Origin of the sequence: Pseudomonas medicaginis, assembly GCF_965119365.1 — a bacterium.
Taxonomy (GTDB): domain Bacteria; phylum Pseudomonadota; class Gammaproteobacteria; order Pseudomonadales; family Pseudomonadaceae; genus Aquipseudomonas.
Genome location: NZ_OZ221631.1, coordinates 5,276,767 through 5,298,811, shown reverse-complemented (window position 1 = coordinate 5,298,811; position 22,045 = coordinate 5,276,767). Strand labels below are relative to the sequence as shown.

The 22,045-nt window shown below is 58.9% G+C and carries 21 protein-coding genes, 2 tRNA genes and 3 rRNA genes; 11 read left to right on the top strand and 15 right to left on the bottom strand.

Annotated elements, in window-relative coordinates; all coding sequences use genetic code 11:
• Positions 1-97 precede the first annotated feature (97 nt).
• The 10 genes from ACMTA2_RS22980 to soxR form a co-directional block, all read right to left on the bottom strand.
• Positions 98-991: a metal ABC transporter substrate-binding protein gene (locus ACMTA2_RS22980; RefSeq protein ID WP_413791903.1), complete on the bottom strand. Its 894-nt coding sequence runs from the start codon at positions 989-991 to the stop codon at positions 98-100.
• Positions 992-1,891, bottom strand: a complete 900-nt coding sequence (locus tag ACMTA2_RS22975) for a metal ABC transporter permease (RefSeq protein WP_249875573.1) — start codon at positions 1,889-1,891, stop codon at positions 992-994.
• Positions 1,891-2,643, bottom strand: coding sequence for a metal ABC transporter ATP-binding protein (locus ACMTA2_RS22970; RefSeq protein WP_413791902.1), 753 nt, complete (start codon positions 2,641-2,643; stop codon positions 1,891-1,893). Before ACMTA2_RS22970 ends, ACMTA2_RS22975 begins: the two co-directional genes overlap by 1 nt.
• Positions 2,640-3,569, bottom strand: a complete 930-nt coding sequence (locus tag ACMTA2_RS22965) for a metal ABC transporter substrate-binding protein (protein ID WP_053123647.1) — start codon at positions 3,567-3,569, stop codon at positions 2,640-2,642. Before ACMTA2_RS22965 ends, ACMTA2_RS22970 begins: the two co-directional genes overlap by 4 nt.
• Before the next feature lie 35 nt (positions 3,570-3,604).
• Entirely contained in the window at positions 3,605-4,180 is a 576-nt protein-coding gene (locus ACMTA2_RS22960) for a DUF6162 family protein (protein ID WP_413791901.1), read from the bottom strand.
• Positions 4,177-4,503, bottom strand: a complete 327-nt coding sequence (locus ACMTA2_RS22955; protein ID WP_413791900.1) for a hypothetical protein — start codon at positions 4,501-4,503, stop codon at positions 4,177-4,179. The genes ACMTA2_RS22960 and ACMTA2_RS22955 overlap by 4 nt, the downstream gene beginning before the upstream one ends.
• Positions 4,500-5,042: a thiamine pyrophosphate-binding protein gene (locus tag ACMTA2_RS22950; RefSeq protein WP_413791899.1), complete on the bottom strand. Its 543-nt coding sequence runs from the start codon at positions 5,040-5,042 to the stop codon at positions 4,500-4,502. Before ACMTA2_RS22950 ends, ACMTA2_RS22955 begins: the two co-directional genes overlap by 4 nt.
• Positions 5,039-6,253: a PepSY-associated TM helix domain-containing protein gene (locus tag ACMTA2_RS22945; RefSeq protein WP_413791898.1), complete on the bottom strand. Its 1,215-nt coding sequence runs from the start codon at positions 6,251-6,253 to the stop codon at positions 5,039-5,041. Before ACMTA2_RS22945 ends, ACMTA2_RS22950 begins: the two co-directional genes overlap by 4 nt.
• 219 nt (positions 6,254-6,472) lie before the next feature.
• A complete protein-coding gene (locus ACMTA2_RS22940; protein ID WP_207282724.1) occupies positions 6,473-6,931 on the bottom strand; it encodes a VOC family protein in 459 nt (152 codons plus the stop codon).
• Positions 6,932-7,035: 104 nt separating this feature from the next.
• Entirely contained in the window at positions 7,036-7,488 is a 453-nt protein-coding gene (gene soxR, locus ACMTA2_RS22935) for a redox-sensitive transcriptional activator SoxR (protein ID WP_413791897.1), read from the bottom strand.
• 96 nt (positions 7,489-7,584) lie between these two features.
• Here soxR and ACMTA2_RS22930 point away from each other — a divergent pair, with 96 nt between their 5' ends.
• The 5 genes from ACMTA2_RS22930 (at position 7,585) to ACMTA2_RS22910 (ending at position 12,231) form a co-directional block, all read left to right on the top strand.
• Complete coding sequence (locus ACMTA2_RS22930; protein WP_413791896.1) at positions 7,585-7,950, top strand: antibiotic biosynthesis monooxygenase; 366 nt, start codon at positions 7,585-7,587, stop codon at positions 7,948-7,950.
• Between the two features lie 116 nt (positions 7,951-8,066).
• A complete protein-coding gene (locus tag ACMTA2_RS22925) occupies positions 8,067-8,333 on the top strand; it encodes a hypothetical protein (protein ID WP_413791895.1) in 267 nt (88 codons plus the stop codon).
• Between the two features lie 103 nt (positions 8,334-8,436).
• Positions 8,437-9,051, top strand: coding sequence for a LysE family translocator (locus ACMTA2_RS22920; protein ID WP_413791894.1), 615 nt, complete (start codon positions 8,437-8,439; stop codon positions 9,049-9,051).
• 159 nt (positions 9,052-9,210) lie between these two features.
• Positions 9,211-10,377, top strand: coding sequence for a cysteine desulfurase family protein (locus ACMTA2_RS22915; protein WP_413791893.1), 1,167 nt, complete (start codon positions 9,211-9,213; stop codon positions 10,375-10,377).
• A gap of 45 nt (positions 10,378-10,422) precedes the next feature.
• Positions 10,423-12,231, top strand: coding sequence for an aminopeptidase P family protein (locus ACMTA2_RS22910; RefSeq protein WP_413791892.1), 1,809 nt, complete (start codon positions 10,423-10,425; stop codon positions 12,229-12,231).
• A 9-nt stretch (positions 12,232-12,240) separates the two neighbouring features.
• Here ACMTA2_RS22910 and ACMTA2_RS22905 read toward each other — a convergent pair whose 3' ends face one another.
• Both ACMTA2_RS22905 and ACMTA2_RS22900 read right to left on the bottom strand, forming a co-directional pair.
• Positions 12,241-12,831, bottom strand: coding sequence for a 2-hydroxychromene-2-carboxylate isomerase (locus ACMTA2_RS22905; RefSeq protein WP_413791891.1), 591 nt, complete (start codon positions 12,829-12,831; stop codon positions 12,241-12,243).
• Between the two features lie 30 nt (positions 12,832-12,861).
• On the bottom strand, positions 12,862-13,590 hold the full coding sequence (locus ACMTA2_RS22900) for an SDR family oxidoreductase (RefSeq protein ID WP_413791890.1): 729 nt from the start codon (positions 13,588-13,590) through the stop codon (positions 12,862-12,864).
• A gap of 90 nt (positions 13,591-13,680) precedes the next feature.
• Between ACMTA2_RS22900 and ACMTA2_RS22895 the strand changes: the two genes are divergently transcribed.
• Positions 13,681-14,250 carry a TetR/AcrR family transcriptional regulator gene (locus ACMTA2_RS22895; protein ID WP_413791889.1) on the top strand — a complete coding sequence of 190 codons (570 nt, stop codon included), beginning with the start codon at positions 13,681-13,683 and terminating at the stop codon, positions 14,248-14,250.
• Positions 14,251-14,256: 6 nt separating this feature from the next.
• Here the strand turns inward: ACMTA2_RS22895 and ACMTA2_RS22890 are convergent, their stop codons facing one another.
• Together ACMTA2_RS22890 and rhtA are read right to left on the bottom strand one after the other, a co-directional pair.
• A complete protein-coding gene (locus ACMTA2_RS22890) occupies positions 14,257-14,538 on the bottom strand; it encodes a hypothetical protein (protein WP_014337379.1) in 282 nt (93 codons plus the stop codon).
• Between the two features lie 168 nt (positions 14,539-14,706).
• Positions 14,707-15,597 (bottom strand): threonine/homoserine exporter RhtA, encoded by an 891-nt coding sequence (rhtA, locus tag ACMTA2_RS22885; RefSeq protein ID WP_413791888.1) that lies wholly within the window; start codon positions 15,595-15,597, stop codon positions 14,707-14,709.
• A 682-nt stretch (positions 15,598-16,279) separates the two neighbouring features.
• On the opposite strand from rhtA, the gene ACMTA2_RS22880 reads away from it, so the two are divergent.
• The 5 genes from ACMTA2_RS22880 (at position 16,280) to rrf (ending at position 21,512) form a co-directional block, all read left to right on the top strand.
• A 16S ribosomal RNA gene (locus ACMTA2_RS22880) occupies positions 16,280-17,816 on the top strand.
• A 123-nt stretch (positions 17,817-17,939) separates the two neighbouring features.
• Positions 17,940-18,016, top strand: a tRNA-Ile gene (locus ACMTA2_RS22875).
• Between the two features lie 10 nt (positions 18,017-18,026).
• A tRNA-Ala gene (locus ACMTA2_RS22870) sits at positions 18,027-18,102 on the top strand.
• Positions 18,103-18,347: 245 nt separating this feature from the next.
• A 23S ribosomal RNA gene (locus ACMTA2_RS22865) occupies positions 18,348-21,239 on the top strand.
• Between the two features lie 157 nt (positions 21,240-21,396).
• A 5S ribosomal RNA gene (gene rrf / locus ACMTA2_RS22860) occupies positions 21,397-21,512 on the top strand.
• The 16S, 23S and 5S rRNA genes sit together here with 2 tRNA genes alongside, the layout of an rRNA operon.
• A 117-nt stretch (positions 21,513-21,629) precedes the next feature.
• Here the strand turns inward: rrf and ACMTA2_RS22855 are convergent.
• Positions 21,630-22,031, bottom strand: coding sequence for a lysozyme inhibitor LprI family protein (locus tag ACMTA2_RS22855; RefSeq protein WP_413791887.1), 402 nt, complete (start codon positions 22,029-22,031; stop codon positions 21,630-21,632).
• Positions 22,032-22,045: the final 14 nt, after the last annotated feature.

Here is a 22,045-nt window from a genome sequence, read left to right as displayed (position 1 = left end):
GGGAGCGAGCTTGCTCGCGATGGCGATGTGTCAGCTGACATGGATGTTGTATGTGCTGGCCTCATCGCGAGCAAGCTCGCTCCCACATGGATTGTTGTCAGCCTCCCGTCAGCGCCGTGACGACCCGCTCTGCATTACTCTCCAGCTCCGCCACCGGGTCGGCGCCATCGGTGCTCAATACCAGCAGCTGGCTGCCGCCCTCGGCAATGGCTGCCTTCAGCGCATCCGAAGGCTGGCGATGATGGAGCACCAGCGCCACGTCGTTGTCCTTCAACGTCGTACTCAATTGCTTGAGGGCCTCGGCTGTCCATTCGGCATCGGGCCGGGTATCGGTGCTGATGGCGTCCAGGTTGAGCCCGCTGATCAGGTAGCCGAAATGCTCGCTCAGGCTGACCACGCTCATGTTATCGGCGCTGGCGAGGCGTTTTTCGCTGTCGGCGCTGAGTTTGAGCAGGCGCTGCTTGAGGGTCGCCAGGTTGGCGTCGATCTTCGGTTTGTCCGCCGGGGCCAGGCGCACCAGGTCGGCGGCGATCACGTCGGCCATGCGTCCCAGGTTATGGCTGGCCATCCACGGCTGGCTCGCCAGGCCGTCGGCCATGCCCGGTTGCACGGCGATACCGGGCAGGGCGCCGTCCACCGGGCGCGCGGCGTCGATCTCGACGATGCGGATATTGCTGCGTCGGGCCATGGGGTACAGCGGATCGTCGGGCCATAGCGAACGCAGGCCGATCACCCCGTCGGCATCGCTGGCCAGCTTGCTCAAGGCCGGCGCGCCACGGCCACTGAAGTACGCGCTCTGGCGGGTGCCGGGCAGGTTGGCGGGCGCGGCCCGCTCCAGACTGACCTCGGTGCCCTTGAGCAAGGCCTCGCCCAATCCGTAGGTGACGGGCAACGAGGCCAGCAGACGGACCTTTTCGTTGGCGAATGACGAGGTAACGGCCACGCCGCACAGCGCGACGGCCAGGGTCAGTTGTCGCAATGAAAAAACCATTTATCCAAGATTCCCTTTGAGGCTGGGGACGACGCCACGGGCGATGGCGCTCAGGGCGAAAGCGATGCCGGCCACCAGAATGATCGCGGCACCGGATGGAATCGGCAGGTCGAACACAATCGGCGCGAGGATCCCGCACAGGGTGCTGACGGTGGCGATCAGCACGGAACACCAGAAAAAACCTTTCAACGATTGACTGAGCAAGCGCGCCGCCGCCGCTGGAATCACCAGCAACGCACCCACCAGGATGGCGCCGATGACTTTTACCGCCGCCACGGTGATCAACGTCACCAGGACCACGAACAGGTAGTCCAGGGTCTTGACCGCGACCCCACGCACCGCCGCCAGTTGCGGGTTGAAGCTGGCGAGCATGATGCGGTTGTACAGCGGCAAGGCCAGGGCCATCACCAGCGAGCCAACCACCGCCAACACCAACAGGTCGTTGCCGTTGACCGTCAGCACCGAGCCGAACAGTACGTTTTCCAGGATGTGCACGTTGATCTTGCCCGCCAGGATCAACAGCAGGCTGGCACCCAGGGCCAGGGATACCGACAGGAAGACGCCGATCAGCGTGTCGGGCGCCAGGCCGGTGCGGTTGCGCAGGTAATTGAGCAGGATGCCGAACAGCAGGCAGTACCCGAACAGGCTGCCGTAAGGCCCAGTGTAGGGTTCGCCGAGCAGGATGCCGACGGCCACGCCGGTCAGCGCCGCGTGGCCCACCGCCTCGGAGAAAAACGCGAAGCGCTTGACCACCACCAGCGTGCCGAGACCGCCCAGCACAGGGCCGATCAACAGCCCGGCCAGCAACGCGTTGACCACGAACCCGTAGGCCAGCGCTTCAGGCAGGTAACCGGCCGAGGCCCAGCCCTGGACCATCAAGCGAAAGGCTTCATAACTCATCAGGCCGCGCTCCCGTTCGTTCGTGGATGGGTGGAAAACAGCGTCAACAGCCGCTCCGGGGTCAGGGTCTGGCGTGGCGGGCCGTCGAACAGCACCCGGCGATTCAGGCCGGTGACACGGTCGGCCAGGCGCCCGACGGCTTCCAGGTCATGTTCGATCCATAGCACGGTGATCCCGGCCTGGCGCCAGTCCTGCAGCAACCGTTCGAACACCTGGATGCCGGCTTCGTCCAGGGCCGACATCGGTTCATCCAGCACCAGCAATTGCGGTGAGGGAATCAACCCCTGGGCCAGCAACACCCGCTGGCGCTCGCCGCCGGACAGCGCGCCCATGCGTCGCTTGCGCTTGTCTTGCATGCCGACCCGCTCCAGGGCCAGGCCAATGGCGCCGGCGTAATGTTTGCTCAAACCGAGAAAGGCCGGTCGCCGCTGACACATCGCCGCCATGAAATCATCCACCGTCATGGGCAGGCCCCGGTCGAATTCCAGCGCCTGGGGCACGTAGCCGATCACCCCGGGTTCACCCGGCCATTGCAGGCTCAAGCGTCCCTGGTGCGGCATCTGCCCCAGCAAGGTCTTGATCAGCGAACTCTTGCCGCCGCCATTGGGGCCGACCAGTGCATGGATGCTGCCGGGCTCCACCTGGAATGCCACGCTGTCCAGAATGGTGGTACGGCCCAGGTTCAGGCTGACGTCGGCGAACTCGATCAAGGGGCCAACGTGCTGCAGAGTGAGGGTTTCCTGGACGGTCATGCGCCGGACTCCTGGATGGCCCGGACCACGGTGTCGAGGTTACCGGCCATTTCCTTTTCGTACTTCTCGGCGCTGTAGTCACCGTAGGAGATGTGCGAGAGGGGGTACAGCTTTACGCCCGATTCACGCTGGATGGTATCGACGTAGGTGGAGGGGAAATCCATTTCCGAAAAGATCACCTTCACGTCCAGCTCCCGCAATTGGTCGATGGTTTTCTTCAATTGGCTGGGGCTCGGTTCGATGCCATGGGCCGGCTCGACCACGGCGGTCACTTCCAGGCCGAATTCGCGCAACAGGTAGTCGTAGGCGGCATGCACCGTGGCGACCCGCAACTCGGCATTGGGGGCCTGGGTCAGCTTCGCCAGGGCGGCGGCGCGCATCTGCCGCAGGCGCTTGCCGTAGGCGCGAGCGTTCTGGGTATAGGCCTTGGCATTGTCCGGATCGAGCTTGCCCAATTCCCGGGCGATGTTATTGACCTGGGCGATGGAGGCACTGATGGACAGGAAGGTGTGCGGGTTCACAACCTTGCCCGCGCCTCGGGCGGCGGTGCCGGTGGCGGCCAGCAGGGGCACGTTTTCGTTGGCTTCGATCACCTTCACATTCGGAGTTTCGCTGGCGGCGATCATGCGGTCGGCGAAATCGTCGTGCCCCACGCCGTTGAGCACGATGACGTCGAGGCCGCCGATACGCTTGATGTCTTCGGCCCGAGGTTCATAGGCGTGGGGGTTGAAACCGGCCGGGATCAGCGGCACGACCTCGGCCTTGTCGCCGACGATGTTGGCCACGTAGCTGTAATACGGGTGCAAGGTGATGCCGATACGCAGGCGCTTGGCTGTTTCGGCGCTCACCGGCGAGGTGAACAGGCAGGCCAGCAGGCCGATCAACAGCAGGCGCAGCAAGGGACGGCGTTGGGATGCAATAGGCATGGGCAAGCGGTCTTCTCTCGAGTGAAGGCGTGGGGTCAGTGCCGGTGCTGGCGGGTTACACCGGCATCGAATTGCGCGACGATCTGTTGCCAGCCGGCGGCGGCCAATGCCGCGTCGTCCAGCGTGGTGGGCATCGCGAGGCCCGTGCCGCGGTTGAGCCAGATGTCCGGGGCGGCGTCGGACGCTTCGCCGATGCGCATCAGAAACGAACCGGCCACCGACGGATTGGCACTGGCGCCGAAGTAGGCCCGGCCTTCCAGTAGTTGCCAGGCGTGACCGCCCCGGCTAACGGAGCTGGCGTCCTGGGCGAACGGCGCGAAGCCCTCTTCGGCGAGGGTTTGCGGGGCGGGCAGGGTTTGCTGGTCTTCGCGCAGCAAGCGGATTTCATCCAGGGTCACCCGCAGGTCGGCATAGATGCCTTGCTCGGCGGCGCTGAGGTCGCGGCGGGCGTCGAGCTGGTTCGAGGCCAGGCGAGGGGCGTCTTCGGCTTTGCCATGCCAGGCCACCACGGACCCGGCCACCAGCACGATGACCAGGCACAGCAGCAACACGTACAGGGTTTCATGGCCCGCGCCGGCAGGGCGGATGACTTGAGTCGTGGCGTTGCTCATGGGGCCTCGATGTCGGCTTGGTCGATTTCCACCACGTGGCCGGGGCCGGCGTCGAAGAGCACGTAGAATTCAGCGTCCGGTTTCTTGAAGGTCAGCTTCGAGTCGGCGCCGAGCTTGCCCGGGACGAGGATGGTCTCGTCATAACCGATCACGTCCAGGGTCACCCCAGGCGCACCGCTGCCGTCGGAAAAGCCACCGGTGCATTGGATCTGCTCGGCGTCGATGGCCTTGCACTCGCACATCGGATTGTGGGCCAGGACAGTGCTGCTTGCGCCTGCGCAGAGCAGCAGCGCCAAGCCCTTGGATAAAGCACGGAGGGTCATGGTTGGGCTCCTTGGTTCTTCAGCCAGGTAACGGTGGCCGGGGAGGCCTGGTTCAGGGGAATAGAGGCCTGATGCATCGAACCGTCCCAGCCTTCGAGGGTTATCCACAGTTCGGCATCGGGCCGGGTCTTTGGCGGGACCGGCAACAAGGCGCCCATGCGATAGGGCGAGCCGAAGAAAATCACCCCGGCGGCCCTCAGGCTACGGGGCTTGCCGATGCGCAGGTAGGTGGCCTTGACCTGGCCGATACAGCGTTCGCACAGGGCCGCATTGAAATGCTTCATGGGGCCGGCAGGGCCCTGGACGCGTGGGGCTTCGTTGCGAAACTCCGCCAGGCGCAGGCTCCAGGGACCGACCTGGACTTCTCCGACCTCCCGCTCGCCAAGCCCGGCATCACCACGAAACAGAGCCGCTTCGGAGAGGTATTTGGGCATGAACCCCAGGGGGATCAGCAGCAGCAACACGTTGAGATGGAACCGCCATTTATGCCAGAACAGGCTCAGGCGTGACGGTGATGAAGCGGTATTGGACGGATTCACAGACTGCCCTCCGACGATTCACGGGGGACCGACGGCTGCAGGGCCTGGGCGATTCGGGCCCCACGGGTGGGTTTCTGGCTACGCTTGAAGGCATTGGCGGTGGCCAGGGCGGTGCGTTTGGTCCAGATCAGCAGCCCGCTGAGGACCATCATGCTCAGGATCAACCCGAAGAAAAACCAGATGAGCTTGATCCAGAGACCGCCGAAGTCCCCGGTGTGCAAGGGGCGCATGGATTCGGTGACGAACTCCAGGGTCGTGCGGTCCGACAGCAGCCGTGAGGCCGCCACGTCGCCGTTGTAGGGGTTGATGGTGGCGGTCTGGAACATCAGCGGATACCAACCGCGGCCGCCGATTTCCAAGTGGCTGTAGGCATTGCCGGGCAGGCTGATGAAACTCGCTTCCAGTCCCGGGATGCGTTGTTGGGCGATTTCAATGGCCCGGTCCAGGTTCACCTGCGGTGGCGCCTGGCCGTCGACGGACAACGGCACGTTTTCACGGGCCACCACCGGGATGACCGGTTCGCTGGAAATGGAGATCTGGTTGTCGCCCAGCAAGGCCTGGATCAGGAACCAGGTGCCGGTGACAGAGATGACCGCGATGAACCAGATCGACCAGATACCGCTGAGCCGGTGGAAGTCGCCCCAGAAAATCCGTGCGCCATGGCGAATTCGCAGGGTCGGACGGAAGAAGCCTTTCCAGAATCGCTTGTAGACCACCAGCCCGGTCACCAGGGACGCGAGCAAGGGCAGGCCCAGGAACGACACCAGGTACCAGCCCCAGCTGTAGCCGTTGGTGAACGGCACCAGCCACCAGCCATGCAGGGCGCGGGTGAACGCCTGGAAGTTGAATGTCGGCGCCGAGCCCTGGATAACGCCGCTGTACGGGTTGACGTAGACCGTGTCGGGGCGTCCGTCGGGGTAGGTCACGCCGACTTCCAACGCAAAATGCGACTCGTCCGGACGCACGATGCTTTGCACCTGGGTTTGCGGCTGGGCCTGCTTGATCGCGGCGATCACTTGGTCATAGCTGAGTAGCGGGGCGTCGTCCGAGGGCTTGCTGGCTCGCATGTCGGGGTTGACCAGCCAGACGATCTCCTGGCTGACCACTGCCAGGGTGCCGGTGACACAGACGATGAGCACGAAGAACCAGATGGGCAATGCCAGCCAGCTATGGACCAGGAACCAGAGTTTGGAGCGGGATTTCTTCGACATGATTGAACGTCTTGATTCGATGAAAGGTTCCGTATTGCGGGCTTCGCAACACCATGAATCCAAAAAGGCAGGCCGTGGCTTTTGCCGACGCGGCCTGCTGCATCTAATTAAGACGAACGAGCGAGCAAAATCCCGAAGGGGAAGATGAAAGAAAATGTTTCGCGTTTAGTTTCACTGTCTATTGTGGCCAGGGAGCATGCACCCTGGCCACAGGCAAGGTCAGCCTTGTTGGAACATCTCCCTGGCCCGTTGCTCGATCTGTTCCTGGCTCAGGTCCTCCTTGTGCGTCGCCAGGAACCACAGGTGCCCATAGGGATCTTTCAAGGTGCCGCTACGATCGCCGTAAAACTGGTCCTTGACCTCGGAAATCACTGTGCCACCGGCCGCAATGGCCTGGGCAAATGCGCTGTCCACGTCCTCGACATAGAGATGCAGACCCACCGAGGGCGATTGGTCCGGGTTGCTCAGCGGGCCTTGATCGCAAGGTGTGCCGAGCATGATCGGATAACCGTTGATCCGCAGTTCGGCATGTCCGATGCCGCCGTCGGGCATGGCCAGGCGCATGACCTCGGTGGCATTGAAGGCTTTTTTGTAGAAGTCGATGGCTTCGGCGGCTTTTTGAATGCCCAGGTAGGGCGTGATGTTATGAAAGCCTTCGGGAATGGCATTGACGCCCATGACGTTTCTCCTTTGGTTATGGGAGGCGAAGAGAGTCTTCGTCGATTTGCGCCCCTCCACTATAGGCCAGCGACCCTGGCTGGGCGCGGGGGCCGACGAACGCTTCAGGGCTGTTCCAGCAGATGAGCCCCCGGTCCGTGTTGGCCTAGCACGTCGCCCTGATTGCGCAACGGACAAGCCTCCATCGACAGGCATCCGCAGCCGATGCAGCCATTGAGTCGATCACGCAGCGCCACCAATTGGTTGATGCGCTCATCCAGGTCCCGGCTCCACTGCGCCGACAAGGTCTGCCAGTCGGCGGCCGTTGGCGCACGGTTGTCCGGCAGATTTTTCAACGCCTCGCCGATTTCCGCCAAAGGAATGCCCAGGCGTTGGGCGACCTTGATCAGCGCCACGCGACGCAAGACCGCTCGTGAGTAGCGACGTTGGTTGCCCGGGTTACGCGTGCTTTTGATCAATCCCTTGGATTCGTAGAAGTGCAGGGCCGTGACCGCCACGCCGCTGCGAGCGGCCACTTGGCCGACGGTGAGCTCCTTGTGGACATCGATCTGCGTCATCGTTTCAATTCTCTGCTTGACCTCAAGTTAACTGGAGGTTTTACCCTGTACGCCTTCGGGTCGCAAGATCCGCCTGACCTGCATAGGGGACCTTTCATGCAAACGCCAAGGAACAATCGCAGTTTCACTCAGTTGATGGAATTCCACATCGAACCTCAATGGCAGCAGGCGCTGGTCGCCGCCTTGTCGGAACAGACCGAGCGCCTGGCCCGGGACCACCAGGGCTTGCTGAGTGCCAGCATCCAGGCCAGCGACGACGGTCGGCGCGTGCTCAATTATTTGCAATGGCAGACCCGCGAGGCGGGCGAGGCGGCGCTGCGAGGTTTCGAAAGTGACGAGCAGGGTTTCTGGCGGTTGATCCAGGCTCACCGAGCCAAAGCCGTGACGTTCGGTTCGTTCCAGGTGCTGCGCAACATCGAGCGCAGCCTGGACAACGCGCTTCATTGCCAGTTGGTCGATTAAGCGCAACGGCGGATCCAGGCAGGCAATACCCACTATCGAAAGGGTTGATTTCTGCCGTGCAGGGCCGGCGGGTAGCCTGTGTTCATCGCCCAACTCCAGAACACCGGACACCCGCCATGAACCGTACCTTTGTCGCTTTGCTGCTATTGACCGCCACCCTGCTGGGCGGCTGCGCCAGTTCTTCCCCGGAGCTGCGTCCCTACACCGTCGATGAGACTCGCGAGCTGGCCCTTGAAGCCTTGAATCGCCGTGGCCTCTCGTTCGATGAATACCACGCGAAGAAAGCCGAGCTGCTCGGTTCGTCGCAGAAAAACGTGGGGTACGACGATCAGGGCCAGATGAGTGCCGAGCAGGTAGTGCAACAGCCTGGCCGGCCAAGCTGAGAGACTGTACCGCTCAAAGTTTTGCGCAACTGTCCGTGGGTTTGCGCCAGGACGTGGGGTAGGGTCATGACTTGACTGACCGCCCCTGATGGACTGCCCCGACATGACCCTTTCGCTTGACCTGCTGCTGGGCTTCGCCCTGTTTGCCCTGGTGACCTCGATCACGCCAGGCCCTAACAACACCATGTTGTTGGCCTCGGGTGTCAATTTCGGTTTCAACCGCACCATTCCTCACATGCTGGGCATAACCTGCGGCTTCTTTTCCCTGGTGCTGGCGGTAGGCCTTGGCCTGGGCGCGGTGTTCCAGACTTATCCACTGCTCTATACCGCGCTGCGTTACATCGGCGCGGCCTACTTGTTGTACCTGGCGTGGAAAATCGCCCACTCCGGCCCGGTTTCGGACAGCCAGTCGGGGAACAATACCCCGATCAGCTATTGGGGGGCAGCGGCGTTCCAATGGGTCAATCCCAAGGCCTGGATCATGGCCATCGGTGCCATCAGTACCTACACGCCACTCCAGGGTTATTTCTTCAACGTGCTGGTGATTGCGGCGGTGTTTGCCTTGATCAATTTGCCAAGCGTGAGCTTGTGGGTGGTGTGTGGCAGCCTGTTGCGCAACCTGTTGCGGGATCGTCGCTGGTTGCGCCTGTTCAACTGGGGCATGGCGCTGTTGCTGGTCGCTTCGATGTATCCGTTGTTGCTCGAAAGCATCAGTTGAGGGCTGAGCTTCGACGCGATGCCTGCTAAGCTCGCTGTTCAGGAGCGTTCCTACGCACTTTTAAACGAAGTTCGACTTCTTTAAGGTCTTTGATCAGGTATTGCTAGTCTCGAATCCAACGAGGGCGCCTGGTTCCGGAGCGGGCTCTGCGAGTTTCCTATGAATAAACGTCCTTTGTATTTCGATTATGCCGCCACCACGCCGGTGGATGAGCGGGTCATCCGGGTCATGGTCGAGTGTCTGGGTTTTGACGGCAACTTCGGCAACCCGGCGTCCAGTTCCCATGCCTTCGGCCAGGAGGCCCGGTGCTCGGTGGAGCGTGCTCGCCAACAGGTGGCGCAATTGGTGGGAGCCCAGCCCGAAGAGATCGTCTGGACTTCCGGCGCCACCGAATCCAACAACCTTGCCCTCAAAGGGGTGGCTCAGGCACGCACTGGTTGCGCCGGCCATGTCATCACCAGCCTGATCGAGCACAAGGCGATTCTCGATACGGCGCGCCAACTTGAAGACAGCGGCGTCGCGGTCACCTGGCTGAAGCCGGACGCCGAAGGCCTGATCAGTCCGCAAGCGGTTCGCGAGGCGTTGCGTGAAGACACGTTCCTGGTGTCGCTGATGCTGGTGAACAACGAGCTGGGTACCGTCAACGACGTCATCGCCATTGGCGAGATTGTCCGCGAACACGGTGCACTGTTCCATGTGGACGCGGCCCAAGGCGCGGGCAAGGTACAGATCGACCTGTCGGCCTGGCCGGTGGACCTGATGTCGTTTTCCGCGCATAAGGTCTACGGCCCCAAGGGCATCGGTGCGCTTTACGTTGGCGGCCGTGCCCGGTCACGGCTGTCGGCGCAGATTCATGGCGGTGGACATGAAGGCGGCTTGCGCTCCGGAACCCTGGCGACCCACCAGATTGCAGCCATGGGCGCCGCATTCGAATTGGCAGCCGCGGTATTCGACGACGAGCACGCTAAGATCGCCCGGTTGCGCAATCGTTTGCTCGAGCCGCTGCTGGCGTTGCCCGGTGTGCGGATGAATGGCAGTGCGAGCCGCCGGATTCCCCACACGCTGAGCCTGACCTTCAACGAAGGCGAGTTCAATCCGGCATTGCTGGGCGCATCGATTGCATTTTCCGCGACCTCGGCCTGCAATTCGGCACAGAACACCCCGTCCCACGTGCTGCTGGCCCTGGGGCACGATGCCCGTGCGGCCGGGCGTACCATTCGCTTGAGCCTGGGGCGCTTTACCACCGAGCAGGATATCGACGAGGCGGTGCGGCTGATCAAGGCGGCGTGTGCGATTGCGCCGGCGTTCTGGGCCACGAGCCCATAGGCCGTCCTCGGCATCGAACAACAATTTCAATGAGCAGGAGAAACAATGAGCACCGAGCCTTTACCCCACGGACTGGTTCCCCAGCGCCTGGCCCGAATCCGCCAACTGATGAGCCGAGAGGGTATCCATGCGCTGCTGGTGCCATCGGCCGACCCGCACCTGTCCGAATACCTGCCGGGCTATTGGCAGGGTCGGCAATGGCTGTCGGGTTTCCATGGCTCGGTGGGCACCTTGATCGTGACCGGCAGTTTCGCTGGCGTCTGGGCCGATAGCCGTTATTGGGAGCAGGCCACCAAGGAGCTGGAGGGCAGCGGTATAGAGTTGGTCAAGCTCATACCGGGCCAGCCCGGTCCCTTGGACTGGTTGGCCGAGCAAACGCCTGAAGGCGGGGTCGTTGCGGTCGATGGTGCGGTCATGGCCGTGGCATCGGCCCGTACCCTGGGCGGAAAGCTCGAGGAGCGCGGCGCGCGGTTGCGCACCGACATCGACCTGCTCAACGAAGTCTGGACCGATCGCCCAAGCTTGCCGGATCAACCGGTCTACGCCCATTTGCCGCCCCAGGCGACCGTCAGCCGCGTCGAAAAGCTCGCCAAGTTGCGCGAATCCCTTCGGGAGCGTGGTGCCGACTGGCACTTCATCGCCACGCTGGATGACATCGCCTGGTTATTCAACCTCCGCGGCGCGGATGTGTCATTCAACCCGGTATTCGTTTCGTTTGCGTTGATCAGCCAGCAACAGGCAATGCTCTTCGTGGCCCTGGACAAGGTTGACGCACCGCTGCGTGCCGTTCTTGAACAGGACGGCGTGACCCTGCGCGACTACAGCGAAGCTGCCGCCGCGTTGCGTGAAGTGCCGGATGGCGCGAGCCTGCAGATCGATCCGGCGCGGGTGACGGTCGGCTTGCTGGATAACCTGGGCAGCGGCGTGAAGCGGGTCGAAGGCCTCAATCCAACGACATTGGCCAAGTCCCGTAAAAGCCTGGCCGACGCCGAGCACATCCGGCGGGCCATGGAACAGGATGGCGCGGCGCTCTGTGAGTTCTTCGCCTGGCTGGAAGGGGCCTGGGGGCGCGAGCGCATCACCGAGTTGACCATCGACGAGCACCTGACCGCCGCCCGCACGCGCCGGCCGGACTTTGTCTCCCTGAGCTTCAACACCATTGCCGCCTATAACGCCAACGGCGCGATGCCTCATTACCACGCCACGGAAGAAGCCCATGCGGTCATCGAAGGTGATGGCCTGTTGCTGATCGATTCCGGCGGCCAGTACTTGGGGGGCACCACCGACATCACTCGCATGGTGCCGGTCGGCACACCCACCGCTGAGCAGAAACGTGATTGCACGCGCGTGCTCAAGGGCGTGATTGCCCTGTCCCGGGCCAAATTCCCGCGGGGCATTCTTTCGCCGTTGCTCGATGCCATCGCCCGCGCACCGATCTGGGCGGAGCAGGTGGATTACGGCCATGGCACCGGTCATGGCGTCGGCTATTTCCTCAATGTCCACGAAGGCCCGCAGGTGATTGCCTATCAAGCCGCCGCCGCGCCGCAAACGGCGATGCAGGCCGGCATGATCACCTCGATCGAACCGGGCACTTATCGTCCCGGGCGCTGGGGTGTGCGCATCGAGAACCTGGTGTTGAACCGTGAAGCCGGACGCAGCGAGTTCGGTGAGTTCCTTGAGTTCGAAACCCTGACCCTGTGCCCGATCGACACCCGCTGTCTGGAACCTTCGCTGCTGACCCAGGACGAAAAAGACTGGTTCAACGCCTACCACGCCGAGGTTCAGCGCCGATTGAGCCCGTTGCTGGACGGTGACGCACTGCAATGGCTCAACACCCGGACGATGGCGATTTGATCTAGGGGATCAGGCGAGGGCTTCACGGACGAAGTCCAGCCGATCCTGGCCGAAGAACAGCTCGTTGCCGACAAACATGCTCGGGGCGCCGAACACGCCCCGTGCGATGGCTTCTTCAGTGGCGGTCTTGAGTGCTTGCTTGACCTGCTCGTCGTTCGTCAAGGCCAGCACATCGTCGGCGTCGAAACCGCCTTCGTTCAGGACCGCTGCGACAGTCGTCGGGTCATTGAGGTTGCGGGCATCCACCCAGAAGGCGCGGAACAGGCAATCGACGAAGGCCTCGAAGCGCTCAGGTTGGCGCAATTGCATGCCAGTCACCGCGCGCATCAGTTGCAGTGTATTGATGGGGAAGTGTGGATTGAACTTGAAGGCGACCCCGTAGCGCTTGGCGAAGCGATTCAGATCCTTGAACAGGTAAGGATTCTTGGCCGGCACTGTCGCCGGTGATGCATTGCCGGTTGCCTTGAAGACGCCACCCAATAACATCGGGCGATAGATCAGTTGGCTGTTGGTCTGCGCGCACAGTGTCGGCAACTGGGTGTAGGCCAGGTACGTGGTCGGGCTGCCGAAATCGAAGTAAAACTCCACCGATTTGCTCATGGGATCTGCTCTCTTGTTGTTGTGAGGGGGTTACCAGCGTTCGCTCCAGGGACGCAGGTCCAGTTCGAAGGTCCAGGCGTCGCGGGGTTGGCTGTGCAGATACCAGTAATTGTCGGCGATGTGTTCGGGGTTCAGGATGCCGTCCTGATCCTTGGTGGCATATTTTTCCGGGAAATTGTCGCGGATGAAGTCGGTGTCGATCGCGCCGTCCACCACCACATGGGCCACGTGGATATTCAGCGGTCCCAGCTCACGGGCCATGCTTTGGGCCAGTGCACGGATGCCGTGTTTGGCGCCCGCGAATGCGGCGAACCCCGAGGCGCCACGTAATCCCGCCGTTGCTCCGGTAAACAGAATCGTCCCGCGCTGGCGCTTGACCATGCGCTTGGCCACCTCCCGTGCATTGAGAAAACCAGAGAAACAGGCCATTTCCCAAATCTTGAAGTATTTGCGTGCGGTTTCCTCGAGGATGCTGCAGGGGACGTTGGCACCGATGTTGAACACAAAGGCTTCAATCGGACCTATCTGGCTCTCGATTTGCTCGATGAGTGCGATCACGTCGTCTTCTTTGCGTGCATCACAGGCAAACCCGTGGGCTTCGCCGCCTTCGGCGCGTATGCCATTGACCAGCGGCTCGAGTTTGTCGGCGCTGCGACGGGTAACACAGGCCACAAAGCCTTCCTGCGCAAAGCGTTTGGCAATCGCTCCGCCAGTGGCATCGCCCGCGCCGACAACCAGTACGACCTTCTTGTTATTCATGGGGCAGCCTCATTGGTAAACGATCGTTAGCTAAACGGACGTTATGCTAAGATCCGGCAAGCGTCAAGGTGAGCGATCAGGGGCAAGACCATGCGTTATTCGGCCAATCACAAAATGGAAACCCGCGAGAAGCTGCTCGCCAGCAGTGCGGTGTCCGCCAAGAAATCGGGTTTCTCTACGGTCGGTGTCGACGGCCTGATGAAAGCGATCGGTCTGAGCGGCGGTGCGTTCTATAGCCACTTCTCGTCCAAGGACGAGCTTTTCAAGGCCATCGTTGAGCGGGAGTTAGCTCAGAGCCTGGATCGCCTGAGTGGCGATGGCGCCATGGACTCAATCAAACTGGAGCGCTGTCTTAAGCAGTACTTGAGCATGAGCCATGTCGAGCAGCCCGAGGCGGGGTGCGCACTGCCGGTACTGGGCGCCGAGATCGCGCGATCGGATGTCCAAGTGAAGGAGGCGGCGCAAGCATGGATCTGTCGTCTGCACGAAAGCTGGGCGCGGATACTGGGAAGCGACAGCCTGGCCTGGGCCATCCTGTCCCAATGCGTGGGGGCGTTGGTTGTTGCGCGGATGCTGGTCACGCCGCAGGTCCAGCGTGACGTCCTCAGGTCCAGTCATGAGGAAATCAGTCGTCGAATCGCCGAACAAGAGCTCGATTGAAGCTGCTTATTTGCAGATGACGATCATGCTGCGGCTCGTATAGCCGGCGGGGTTGAGTCCGAAGGGATAATCCCCGGGTTCTTCGACGGCATCGCCAGATTTGGCAATGACCTTGTAACCCTTGGGAGCGCACGAGTTGGCTGCGCTGGCAGCGCACTGGTCCCAGGATGAGGAGAGGCCGGAGCAGTTGATGTGCAGGCCTTTTTTGCCGCGCTTGACTTCAGTTTTCGATGTCGCCGCACAGCCCGCTACTGCAAGTACGGCGATCAGTATCAAAATTCGTTTCATTCCCGTCCTTATAATCGCCGTGGATCTTGTGTCCACGTACGATTGTGTTCGCTCTTGCGTGAAGCGTTCATGACGTCCTGTATGAAAAAATCCATGTCTGACATTAGGTTACTGGCTTAAACATGGCCTAAATGCGCAGCAAATACCAGACCTTCGTGAAATCCTGCTTCAATCTGCCGCGACGGCGGGCTTCGCGGTGTTGGTCATGGTCAGCGTTGCGCCGACCGACGCGAGGATGATGCAGGTAATGGCCATCCACTGGGCCAGGGACAAGTACTCCTGGAGAAAGACGAGCCCCGACAAGGCCGCGATTGCCGGTTCGACGCTCATCAGGGTACCGAAGGTGCGGGCGGGCATTCGAGTCAGGGAGATCATTTCCAATGTGTAGGGCAGGGCTGTGGACAGGATGGCGACACCGATGGCGATTGGAATCAGGCTTGGTGTGAGCAGTGCGGCGCCGGCGTGGAAGATGCCGATAGGGGCGACGAACAGGGCCGCGATCATGACCCCCAATGCGGCGGTTTGTACGCCATTGTCCGCACCGGCCTTCTGGCCAAACAGGATGTACAGCGCCCAGCAGAAACCGGCACCCAGGGCGTAGCCGGCCCCAAGCAGGTCGATGCCGGCACTGGTCGCGCCGGTCGGTATGAGCAACAACAGGCCAGCCACCGCCAGGGCGATCCAGAGAAAGTCGATTGCCCGGCGTGAGGCGTAAATGGCAACTGCCAGAGGGCCTGTGAATTCGAGTGCAACGGCGATGCCCAGCGGAACGGTGCGAACTGACATATAGAAGAGGAAGTTCATACCGCCGAGCGCCATCCCGTAGACGATCACTGTGCGCAGGGATTGGGCGGTGAGCTTGGCACGCCAGGGGCGTAGCAGTAGCAGCATGATGAGGCTGGCAAAAATGAGTCGCAGTGTTGTGGTGCCTTGTGCACCCACTACGGGGAACATGCTTTTGGCGAGAGAGGCTCCTGATTGAATGGAAGCCATGGCTATTAATAGCAAGGCAACCGGGTACAGGGTGGAGGCCAGGCTGCGATGTGGAGAGGGCGTCATTACGAAGTGTCGTCCAGAATAAAGGCGGGAGGAGGTAGCGTTGAGCAGTATATTGCGCATATGCAGCGAATTCGTCTATATACGAGCCCTATTTAAGTGCCATGCCTGGTTAACGATAGAAAAGCGAAATTAAGTGTTGACGGCAGATTCTGGACGTCTATAATTCGCCCCACTTCCGGCGCAGTCGAAACGGAAAACTCCTTGATATTCAATTAGTTAAGTAGGTTTCGAGGGTGCGGGGCTTCAGTTCATCGAGGCCTGGAAGGAGCGGATAGAGCGGTGTGGTTTGGCTCTATCGGCGGTTCGATCTTCTCGGTCGAAAGCGGTGAAAAAGAGGTGTTGACAGCAGCGAGTAACGCTGTAGAATTCGCCTCCCGCTAACGAGAGATCGGAAGCGCAAGTGGTTGAAGTTGTTGAGGTTTACGAAGTGAAACTTTGAAAACTTCTTAAAATAACCGCTTGACAGATGCACGGGGCGCTGTAGAATGCGCGCCTCGGTTGAGACGAAAGAATCAACCAACCGCTCTTTAACAACTGAATCAAGCAATTCGTGTGGGTGCTTGTGGAGTCAGACTGCTAGTCAACAGATTATCAGCATCACAAGTTGCTCCGCGAGAAATCAAAGATGTAACCAACGATTGCTGAGCCAAGTTTAGGGTTTTCTCAAAACCCAAAGATGTTTGAACTGAAGAGTTTGATCATGGCTCAGATTGAACGCTGGCGGCAGGCCTAACACATGCAAGTCGAGCGGTAGAGAGGTGCTTGCACCTCTTGAGAGCGGCGGACGGGTGAGTAATGCCTAGGAATCTGCCTGGTAGTGGGGGATAACGCTCGGAAACGGACGCTAATACCGCATACGTCCTACGGGAGAAAGCAGGGGACCTTCGGGCCTTGCGCTATCAGATGAGCCTAGGTCGGATTAGCTAGTTGGTGGGGTAATGGCTCACCAAGGCGACGATCCGTAACTGGTCTGAGAGGATGATCAGTCACACTGGAACTGAGACACGGTCCAGACTCCTACGGGAGGCAGCAGTGGGGAATATTGGACAATGGGCGAAAGCCTGATCCAGCCATGCCGCGTGTGTGAAGAAGGTCTTCGGATTGTAAAGCACTTTAAGTTGGGAGGAAGGGTTGTAGATTAATACTCTGCAATTTTGACGTTACCGACAGAATAAGCACCGGCTAACTCTGTGCCAGCAGCCGCGGTAATACAGAGGGTGCAAGCGTTAATCGGAATTACTGGGCGTAAAGCGCGCGTAGGTGGTTCGTTAAGTTGGATGTGAAAGCCCCGGGCTCAACCTGGGAACTGCATTCAAAACTGTCGAGCTAGAGTATGGTAGAGGGTGGTGGAATTTCCTGTGTAGCGGTGAAATGCGTAGATATAGGAAGGAACACCAGTGGCGAAGGCGACCACCTGGACTGATACTGACACTGAGGTGCGAAAGCGTGGGGAGCAAACAGGATTAGATACCCTGGTAGTCCACGCCGTAAACGATGTCAACTAGCCGTTGGGAGCCTTGAGCTCTTAGTGGCGCAGCTAACGCATTAAGTTGACCGCCTGGGGAGTACGGCCGCAAGGTTAAAACTCAAATGAATTGACGGGGGCCCGCACAAGCGGTGGAGCATGTGGTTTAATTCGAAGCAACGCGAAGAACCTTACCAGGCCTTGACATCCAATGAACTTTCCAGAGATGGATTGGTGCCTTCGGGAGCATTGAGACAGGTGCTGCATGGCTGTCGTCAGCTCGTGTCGTGAGATGTTGGGTTAAGTCCCGTAACGAGCGCAACCCTTGTCCTTAGTTACCAGCACGTTATGGTGGGCACTCTAAGGAGACTGCCGGTGACAAACCGGAGGAAGGTGGGGATGACGTCAAGTCATCATGGCCCTTACGGCCTGGGCTACACACGTGCTACAATGGTCGGTACAGAGGGTTGCCAAGCCGCGAGGTGGAGCTAATCCCACAAAACCGATCGTAGTCCGGATCGCAGTCTGCAACTCGACTGCGTGAAGTCGGAATCGCTAGTAATCGCGAATCAGAATGTCGCGGTGAATACGTTCCCGGGCCTTGTACACACCGCCCGTCACACCATGGGAGTGGGTTGCACCAGAAGTAGCTAGTCTAACCTTCGGGAGGACGGTTACCACGGTGTGATTCATGACTGGGGTGAAGTCGTAACAAGGTAGCCGTAGGGGAACCTGCGGCTGGATCACCTCCTTAATCGACGACCGCAGCTGCTCCATGAGCTCCCACACGAATTGCTTGATTCATTGAAGAAGACGATAGAAGCAGCTTTAAGCTCCAAGCTGATAGCTCACAGCTAACAGTTACAAGCTCGAAATTGGGTCTGTAGCTCAGTTGGTTAGAGCGCACCCCTGATAAGGGTGAGGTCGGCAGTTCGAATCTGCCCAGACCCACCAATTTTGTTATGGGGCCATAGCTCAGCTGGGAGAGCGCCTGCCTTGCACGCAGGAGGTCAGCGGTTCGATCCCGCTTGGCTCCACCACTACTGCTTCGATTGTATAAAGCTTAGAAATGAGCATTCCATCGGTTCGATGGTGAATGTTGATTTCTAGTCTTTGACTAGTTCGTTCTTTAAAAATTTGGGTATGTGATAGAAAGATAGACTGAACGTTACTTTCACTGGTAACGGATCAGGCTAAGGTAAAATTTGTGAGTTGCTCGTTGAGCAAGATCGAATTTTCGGCGAATGTCGTCTTCACAGTATAACCAGATTGCTTGGGGTTATATGGTCAAGTGAAGAAGCGCATACGGTGGATGCCTTGGCAGTCAGAGGCGATGAAAGACGTGGTAGCCTGCGAAAAGCTTCGGGGAGTCGGCAAACAGACTGTGATCCGGAGATGTCTGAATGGGGGAACCCAGCCATCATAAGATGGTTATCTTGTACTGAATACATAGGTGCAAGAAGCGAACCAGGGGAACTGAAACATCTAAGTACCCTGAGGAAAAGAAATCAACCGAGATTCCCTTAGTAGTGGCGAGCGAACGGGGACTAGCCCTTAAGCTTCTTTGATTTTAGCGGAACGCTCTGGAAAGTGCGGCCATAGTGGGTGATAGCCCTGTACGCGAAAGGATCTTAGAAGTGAAATCGAGTAGGACGGAGCACGAGAAACTTTGTCTGAATATGGGGGGACCATCCTCCAAGGCTAAATACTACTGACTGACCGATAGTGAACTAGTACCGTGAGGGAAAGGCGAAAAGAACCCCGGAGAGGGGAGTGAAATAGATCCTGAAACCGTATGCGTACAAGCAGTGGGAGCCCACTTTGTTGGGTGACTGCGTACCTTTTGTATAATGGGTCAGCGACTTATTTTCAGTGGCGAGCTTAACCGAATAGGGGAGGCGTAGCGAAAGCGAGTCTTAATAGGGCGTCTAGTCGCTGGGAATAGACCCGAAACCGGGCGATCTATCCATGGGCAGGTTGAAGGTTAGGTAACACTGACTGGAGGACCGAACCGACTACCGTTGAAAAGTTAGCGGATGACCTGTGGATCGGAGTGAAAGGCTAATCAAGCTCGGAGATAGCTGGTTCTCCTCGAAAGCTATTTAGGTAGCGCCTCATGTATCACTGTAGGGGGTAGAGCACTGTTTCGGCTAGGGGGTCATCCCGACTTACCAAACCGATGCAAACTCCGAATACCTACAAGTGCCGAGCATGGGAGACACACGGCGGGTGCTAACGTCCGTCGTGAAAAGGGAAACAACCCAGACCGTCAGCTAAGGTCCCAAAGTTATGGTTAAGTGGGAAACGATGTGGGAAGGCTTAGACAGCTAGGAGGTTGGCTTAGAAGCAGCCACCCTTTAAAGAAAGCGTAATAGCTCACTAGTCGAGTCGGCCTGCGCGGAAGATGTAACGGGGCTCAAACCATACACCGAAGCTACGGGTATCACGTAAGTGATGCGGTAGAGGAGCGTTCTGTAAGCCTGTGAAGGTGAGTTGAGAAGCTTGCTGGAGGTATCAGAAGTGCGAATGCTGACATGAGTAACGACAATGGGTGTGAAAAACACCCACGCCGAAAGACCAAGGTTTCCTGCGCAACGTTAATCGACGCAGGGTTAGTCGGTCCCTAAGGCGAGGCTGAAAAGCGTAGTCGATGGAAAACAGGTTAATATTCCTGTACTTCTGGTTATTGCGATGGAGGGACGGAGAAGGCTAGGCCAGCTTGGCGTTGGTTGTCCAAGTTTAAGGTGGTAGGCTGAAATCTTAGGTAAATCCGGGGTTTCAAGGCCGAGAGCTGATGACGAGTTACCCTTTGGGTGACGAAGTGGTTGATGCCATGCTTCCAAGAAAAGCTTCTAAGCTTCAGGTAACCAGGAACCGTACCCCAAACCGACACAGGTGGTTGGGTAGAGAATACCAAGGCGCTTGAGAGAACTCGGGTGAAGGAACTAGGCAAAATGGCACCGTAACTTCGGGAGAAGGTGCGCCGGTGAGGGTGAAGCACTTGCTGCGTAAGCCCACGCCGGTCGAAGATACCAGGCCGCTGCGACTGTTTATTAAAAACACAGCACTCTGCAAACACGAAAGTGGACGTATAGGGTGTGACGCCTGCCCGGTGCCGGAAGGTTAATTGATGGGGTTAGCTAACGCGAAGCTCTTGATCGAAGCCCCGGTAAACGGCGGCCGTAACTATAACGGTCCTAAGGTAGCGAAATTCCTTGTCGGGTAAGTTCCGACCTGCACGAATGGCGTAACGATGGCGGCGCTGTCTCCACCCGAGACTCAGTGAAATTGAAATCGCTGTGAAGATGCAGTGTATCCGCGGCTAGACGGAAAGACCCCGTGAACCTTTACTATAGCTTTGCACTGGACTTTGAATTTGCTTGTGTAGGATAGGTGGGAGGCTTTGAAGCGTGGACGCCAGTCTGCGTGGAGCCATCCTTGAAATACCACCCTGGCAACTTTGAGGTTCTAACTCAGGTCCGTTATCCGGATCGAGGACAGTGTATGGTGGGTAGTTTGACTGGGGCGGTCTCCTCCTAAAGAGTAACGGAGGAGTACGAAGGTGCGCTCAGACCGGTCGGAAATCGGTCGTAGAGTATAAAGGCAAAAGCGCGCTTGACTGCGAGACAGACACGTCGAGCAGGTACGAAAGTAGGTCTTAGTGATCCGGTGGTTCTGTATGGAAGGGCCATCGCTCAACGGATAAAAGGTACTCCGGGGATAACAGGCTGATACCGCCCAAGAGTTCATATCGACGGCGGTGTTTGGCACCTCGATGTCGGCTCATCACATCCTGGGGCTGAAGCCGGTCCCAAGGGTATGGCTGTTCGCCATTTAAAGTGGTACGCGAGCTGGGTTTAGAACGTCGTGAGACAGTTCGGTCCCTATCTGCCGTGGACGTTTGAGATTTGAGAGGGGCTGCTCCTAGTACGAGAGGACCGGAGTGGACGAACCTCTGGTGTTCCGGTTGTCACGCCAGTGGCATTGCCGGGTAGCTATGTTCGGAAAAGATAACCGCTGAAAGCATCTAAGCGGGAAACTTGCCTCAAGATGAGATCTCACTGGGACCTTGAGTCCCCTGAAGGGCCGTCGAAGACTACGACGTTGATAGGCAGGGTGTGTAAGCGCTGTGAGGCGTTGAGCTAACCTGTACTAATTGCCCGTGAGGCTTGACCATATAACACCCAAGCAATTTGTGAACTCGAAAGAGACCAGATTGCGGTGTGTGAAGACGAAACGAACCGAAAGTTCGAGAACGTCAGCGACAACACACAAACTATCGCATACCCATTCGCTGGAACGTGACCGCAAGGTACGCGCTGGCTACCGAATTTCTTGACGACCATAGAGCATTGGAACCACCTGATCCCATCCCGAACTCAGCAGTGAAACGATGCATCGCCGATGGTAGTGTGGGGTTTCCCCATGTGAGAGTAGGTCATCGTCAAGATTAAATTCCGAAACCCCTATCTGCTGATGCAGGTAGGGGTTTTGTTTTTTCCTGAAACAAAAGCTTTGGCCAAAAAAAGGATGACCTGTAGAGGTCATCCTTTTTTTGCAACCGGCCCTAAGCCTCAGGTACAGGGCAGCTCAGATCCCCTTCCTTGCACTTGAGATAGGTCTTGAATGCCTCGACCCGGGCTTTAGTCTGGACGGTGATGCAGTTGCTGTAGATCAGCGGGTAGACGCTGCCGCCCTCGACCCCGGAGGCGGAAAAGTCGCATTCGGCGTCACGGAAACCTATCCAGGCACGTTGAGCCTTGACCAGCATTTTCTTGGCCTCGGGATTGTCCTTCAGTCGTGTGGTGATCTGCTTGTATAAGCTGTTCAGCTCGTTGTCGGCGGCCTTGTTTTCTTTGGCTGCGCATTGGTTCATTTCGCCTTGAGTGGTGGCGTTGGCGCAGTCGTCAGCCTGGGCAACGGTGACAAAAAACAGCGACGTCAGAGCCAGAAGCAAGCGTAGGGACATGTCAGGTCTCTCCT

Bases quoted from the DNA above. Each gene is read 5' to 3' on its own strand.
- ACMTA2_RS22980 (WP_413791903.1), bottom strand. From the start codon at position 991: ATGGTTTTTTCATTGCGACAACTGACCCTGGCCGTCGCGCTGTGCGGC.
- ACMTA2_RS22975 (WP_249875573.1), bottom strand. From the start codon at position 1,891: ATGAGTTATGAAGCCTTTCGCTTGATGGTCCAGGGCTGGGCCTCGGCC.
- ACMTA2_RS22970 (WP_413791902.1), bottom strand. From the start codon at position 2,643: ATGACCGTCCAGGAAACCCTCACTCTGCAGCACGTTGGCCCCTTGATC.
- ACMTA2_RS22965 (WP_053123647.1), bottom strand. From the start codon at position 3,569: ATGCCTATTGCATCCCAACGCCGTCCCTTGCTGCGCCTGCTGTTGATC.
- ACMTA2_RS22960 (WP_413791901.1), bottom strand. From the start codon at position 4,180: ATGAGCAACGCCACGACTCAAGTCATCCGCCCTGCCGGCGCGGGCCAT.
- ACMTA2_RS22955 (WP_413791900.1), bottom strand. From the start codon at position 4,503: ATGACCCTCCGTGCTTTATCCAAGGGCTTGGCGCTGCTGCTCTGCGCA.
- ACMTA2_RS22945 (WP_413791898.1), bottom strand. From the start codon at position 6,253: ATGTCGAAGAAATCCCGCTCCAAACTCTGGTTCCTGGTCCATAGCTGG.
- ACMTA2_RS22940 (WP_207282724.1), bottom strand. From the start codon at position 6,931: ATGGGCGTCAATGCCATTCCCGAAGGCTTTCATAACATCACGCCCTAC.
- soxR (WP_413791897.1), bottom strand. From the start codon at position 7,488: ATGACGCAGATCGATGTCCACAAGGAGCTCACCGTCGGCCAAGTGGCC.
- ACMTA2_RS22930 (WP_413791896.1), top strand. From the start codon at position 7,585: ATGCAAACGCCAAGGAACAATCGCAGTTTCACTCAGTTGATGGAATTC.
- ACMTA2_RS22925 (WP_413791895.1), top strand. From the start codon at position 8,067: ATGAACCGTACCTTTGTCGCTTTGCTGCTATTGACCGCCACCCTGCTG.
- ACMTA2_RS22920 (WP_413791894.1), top strand. From the start codon at position 8,437: ATGACCCTTTCGCTTGACCTGCTGCTGGGCTTCGCCCTGTTTGCCCTG.
- ACMTA2_RS22915 (WP_413791893.1), top strand. From the start codon at position 9,211: ATGAATAAACGTCCTTTGTATTTCGATTATGCCGCCACCACGCCGGTG.
- ACMTA2_RS22910 (WP_413791892.1), top strand. From the start codon at position 10,423: ATGAGCACCGAGCCTTTACCCCACGGACTGGTTCCCCAGCGCCTGGCC.
- ACMTA2_RS22905 (WP_413791891.1), bottom strand. From the start codon at position 12,831: ATGAGCAAATCGGTGGAGTTTTACTTCGATTTCGGCAGCCCGACCACG.
- ACMTA2_RS22900 (WP_413791890.1), bottom strand. From the start codon at position 13,590: ATGAATAACAAGAAGGTCGTACTGGTTGTCGGCGCGGGCGATGCCACT.
- ACMTA2_RS22895 (WP_413791889.1), top strand. From the start codon at position 13,681: ATGCGTTATTCGGCCAATCACAAAATGGAAACCCGCGAGAAGCTGCTC.
- ACMTA2_RS22890 (WP_014337379.1), bottom strand. From the start codon at position 14,538: ATGAAACGAATTTTGATACTGATCGCCGTACTTGCAGTAGCGGGCTGT.
- rhtA (WP_413791888.1), bottom strand. From the start codon at position 15,597: ATGACGCCCTCTCCACATCGCAGCCTGGCCTCCACCCTGTACCCGGTT.
- ACMTA2_RS22855 (WP_413791887.1), bottom strand. From the start codon at position 22,031: ATGTCCCTACGCTTGCTTCTGGCTCTGACGTCGCTGTTTTTTGTCACC.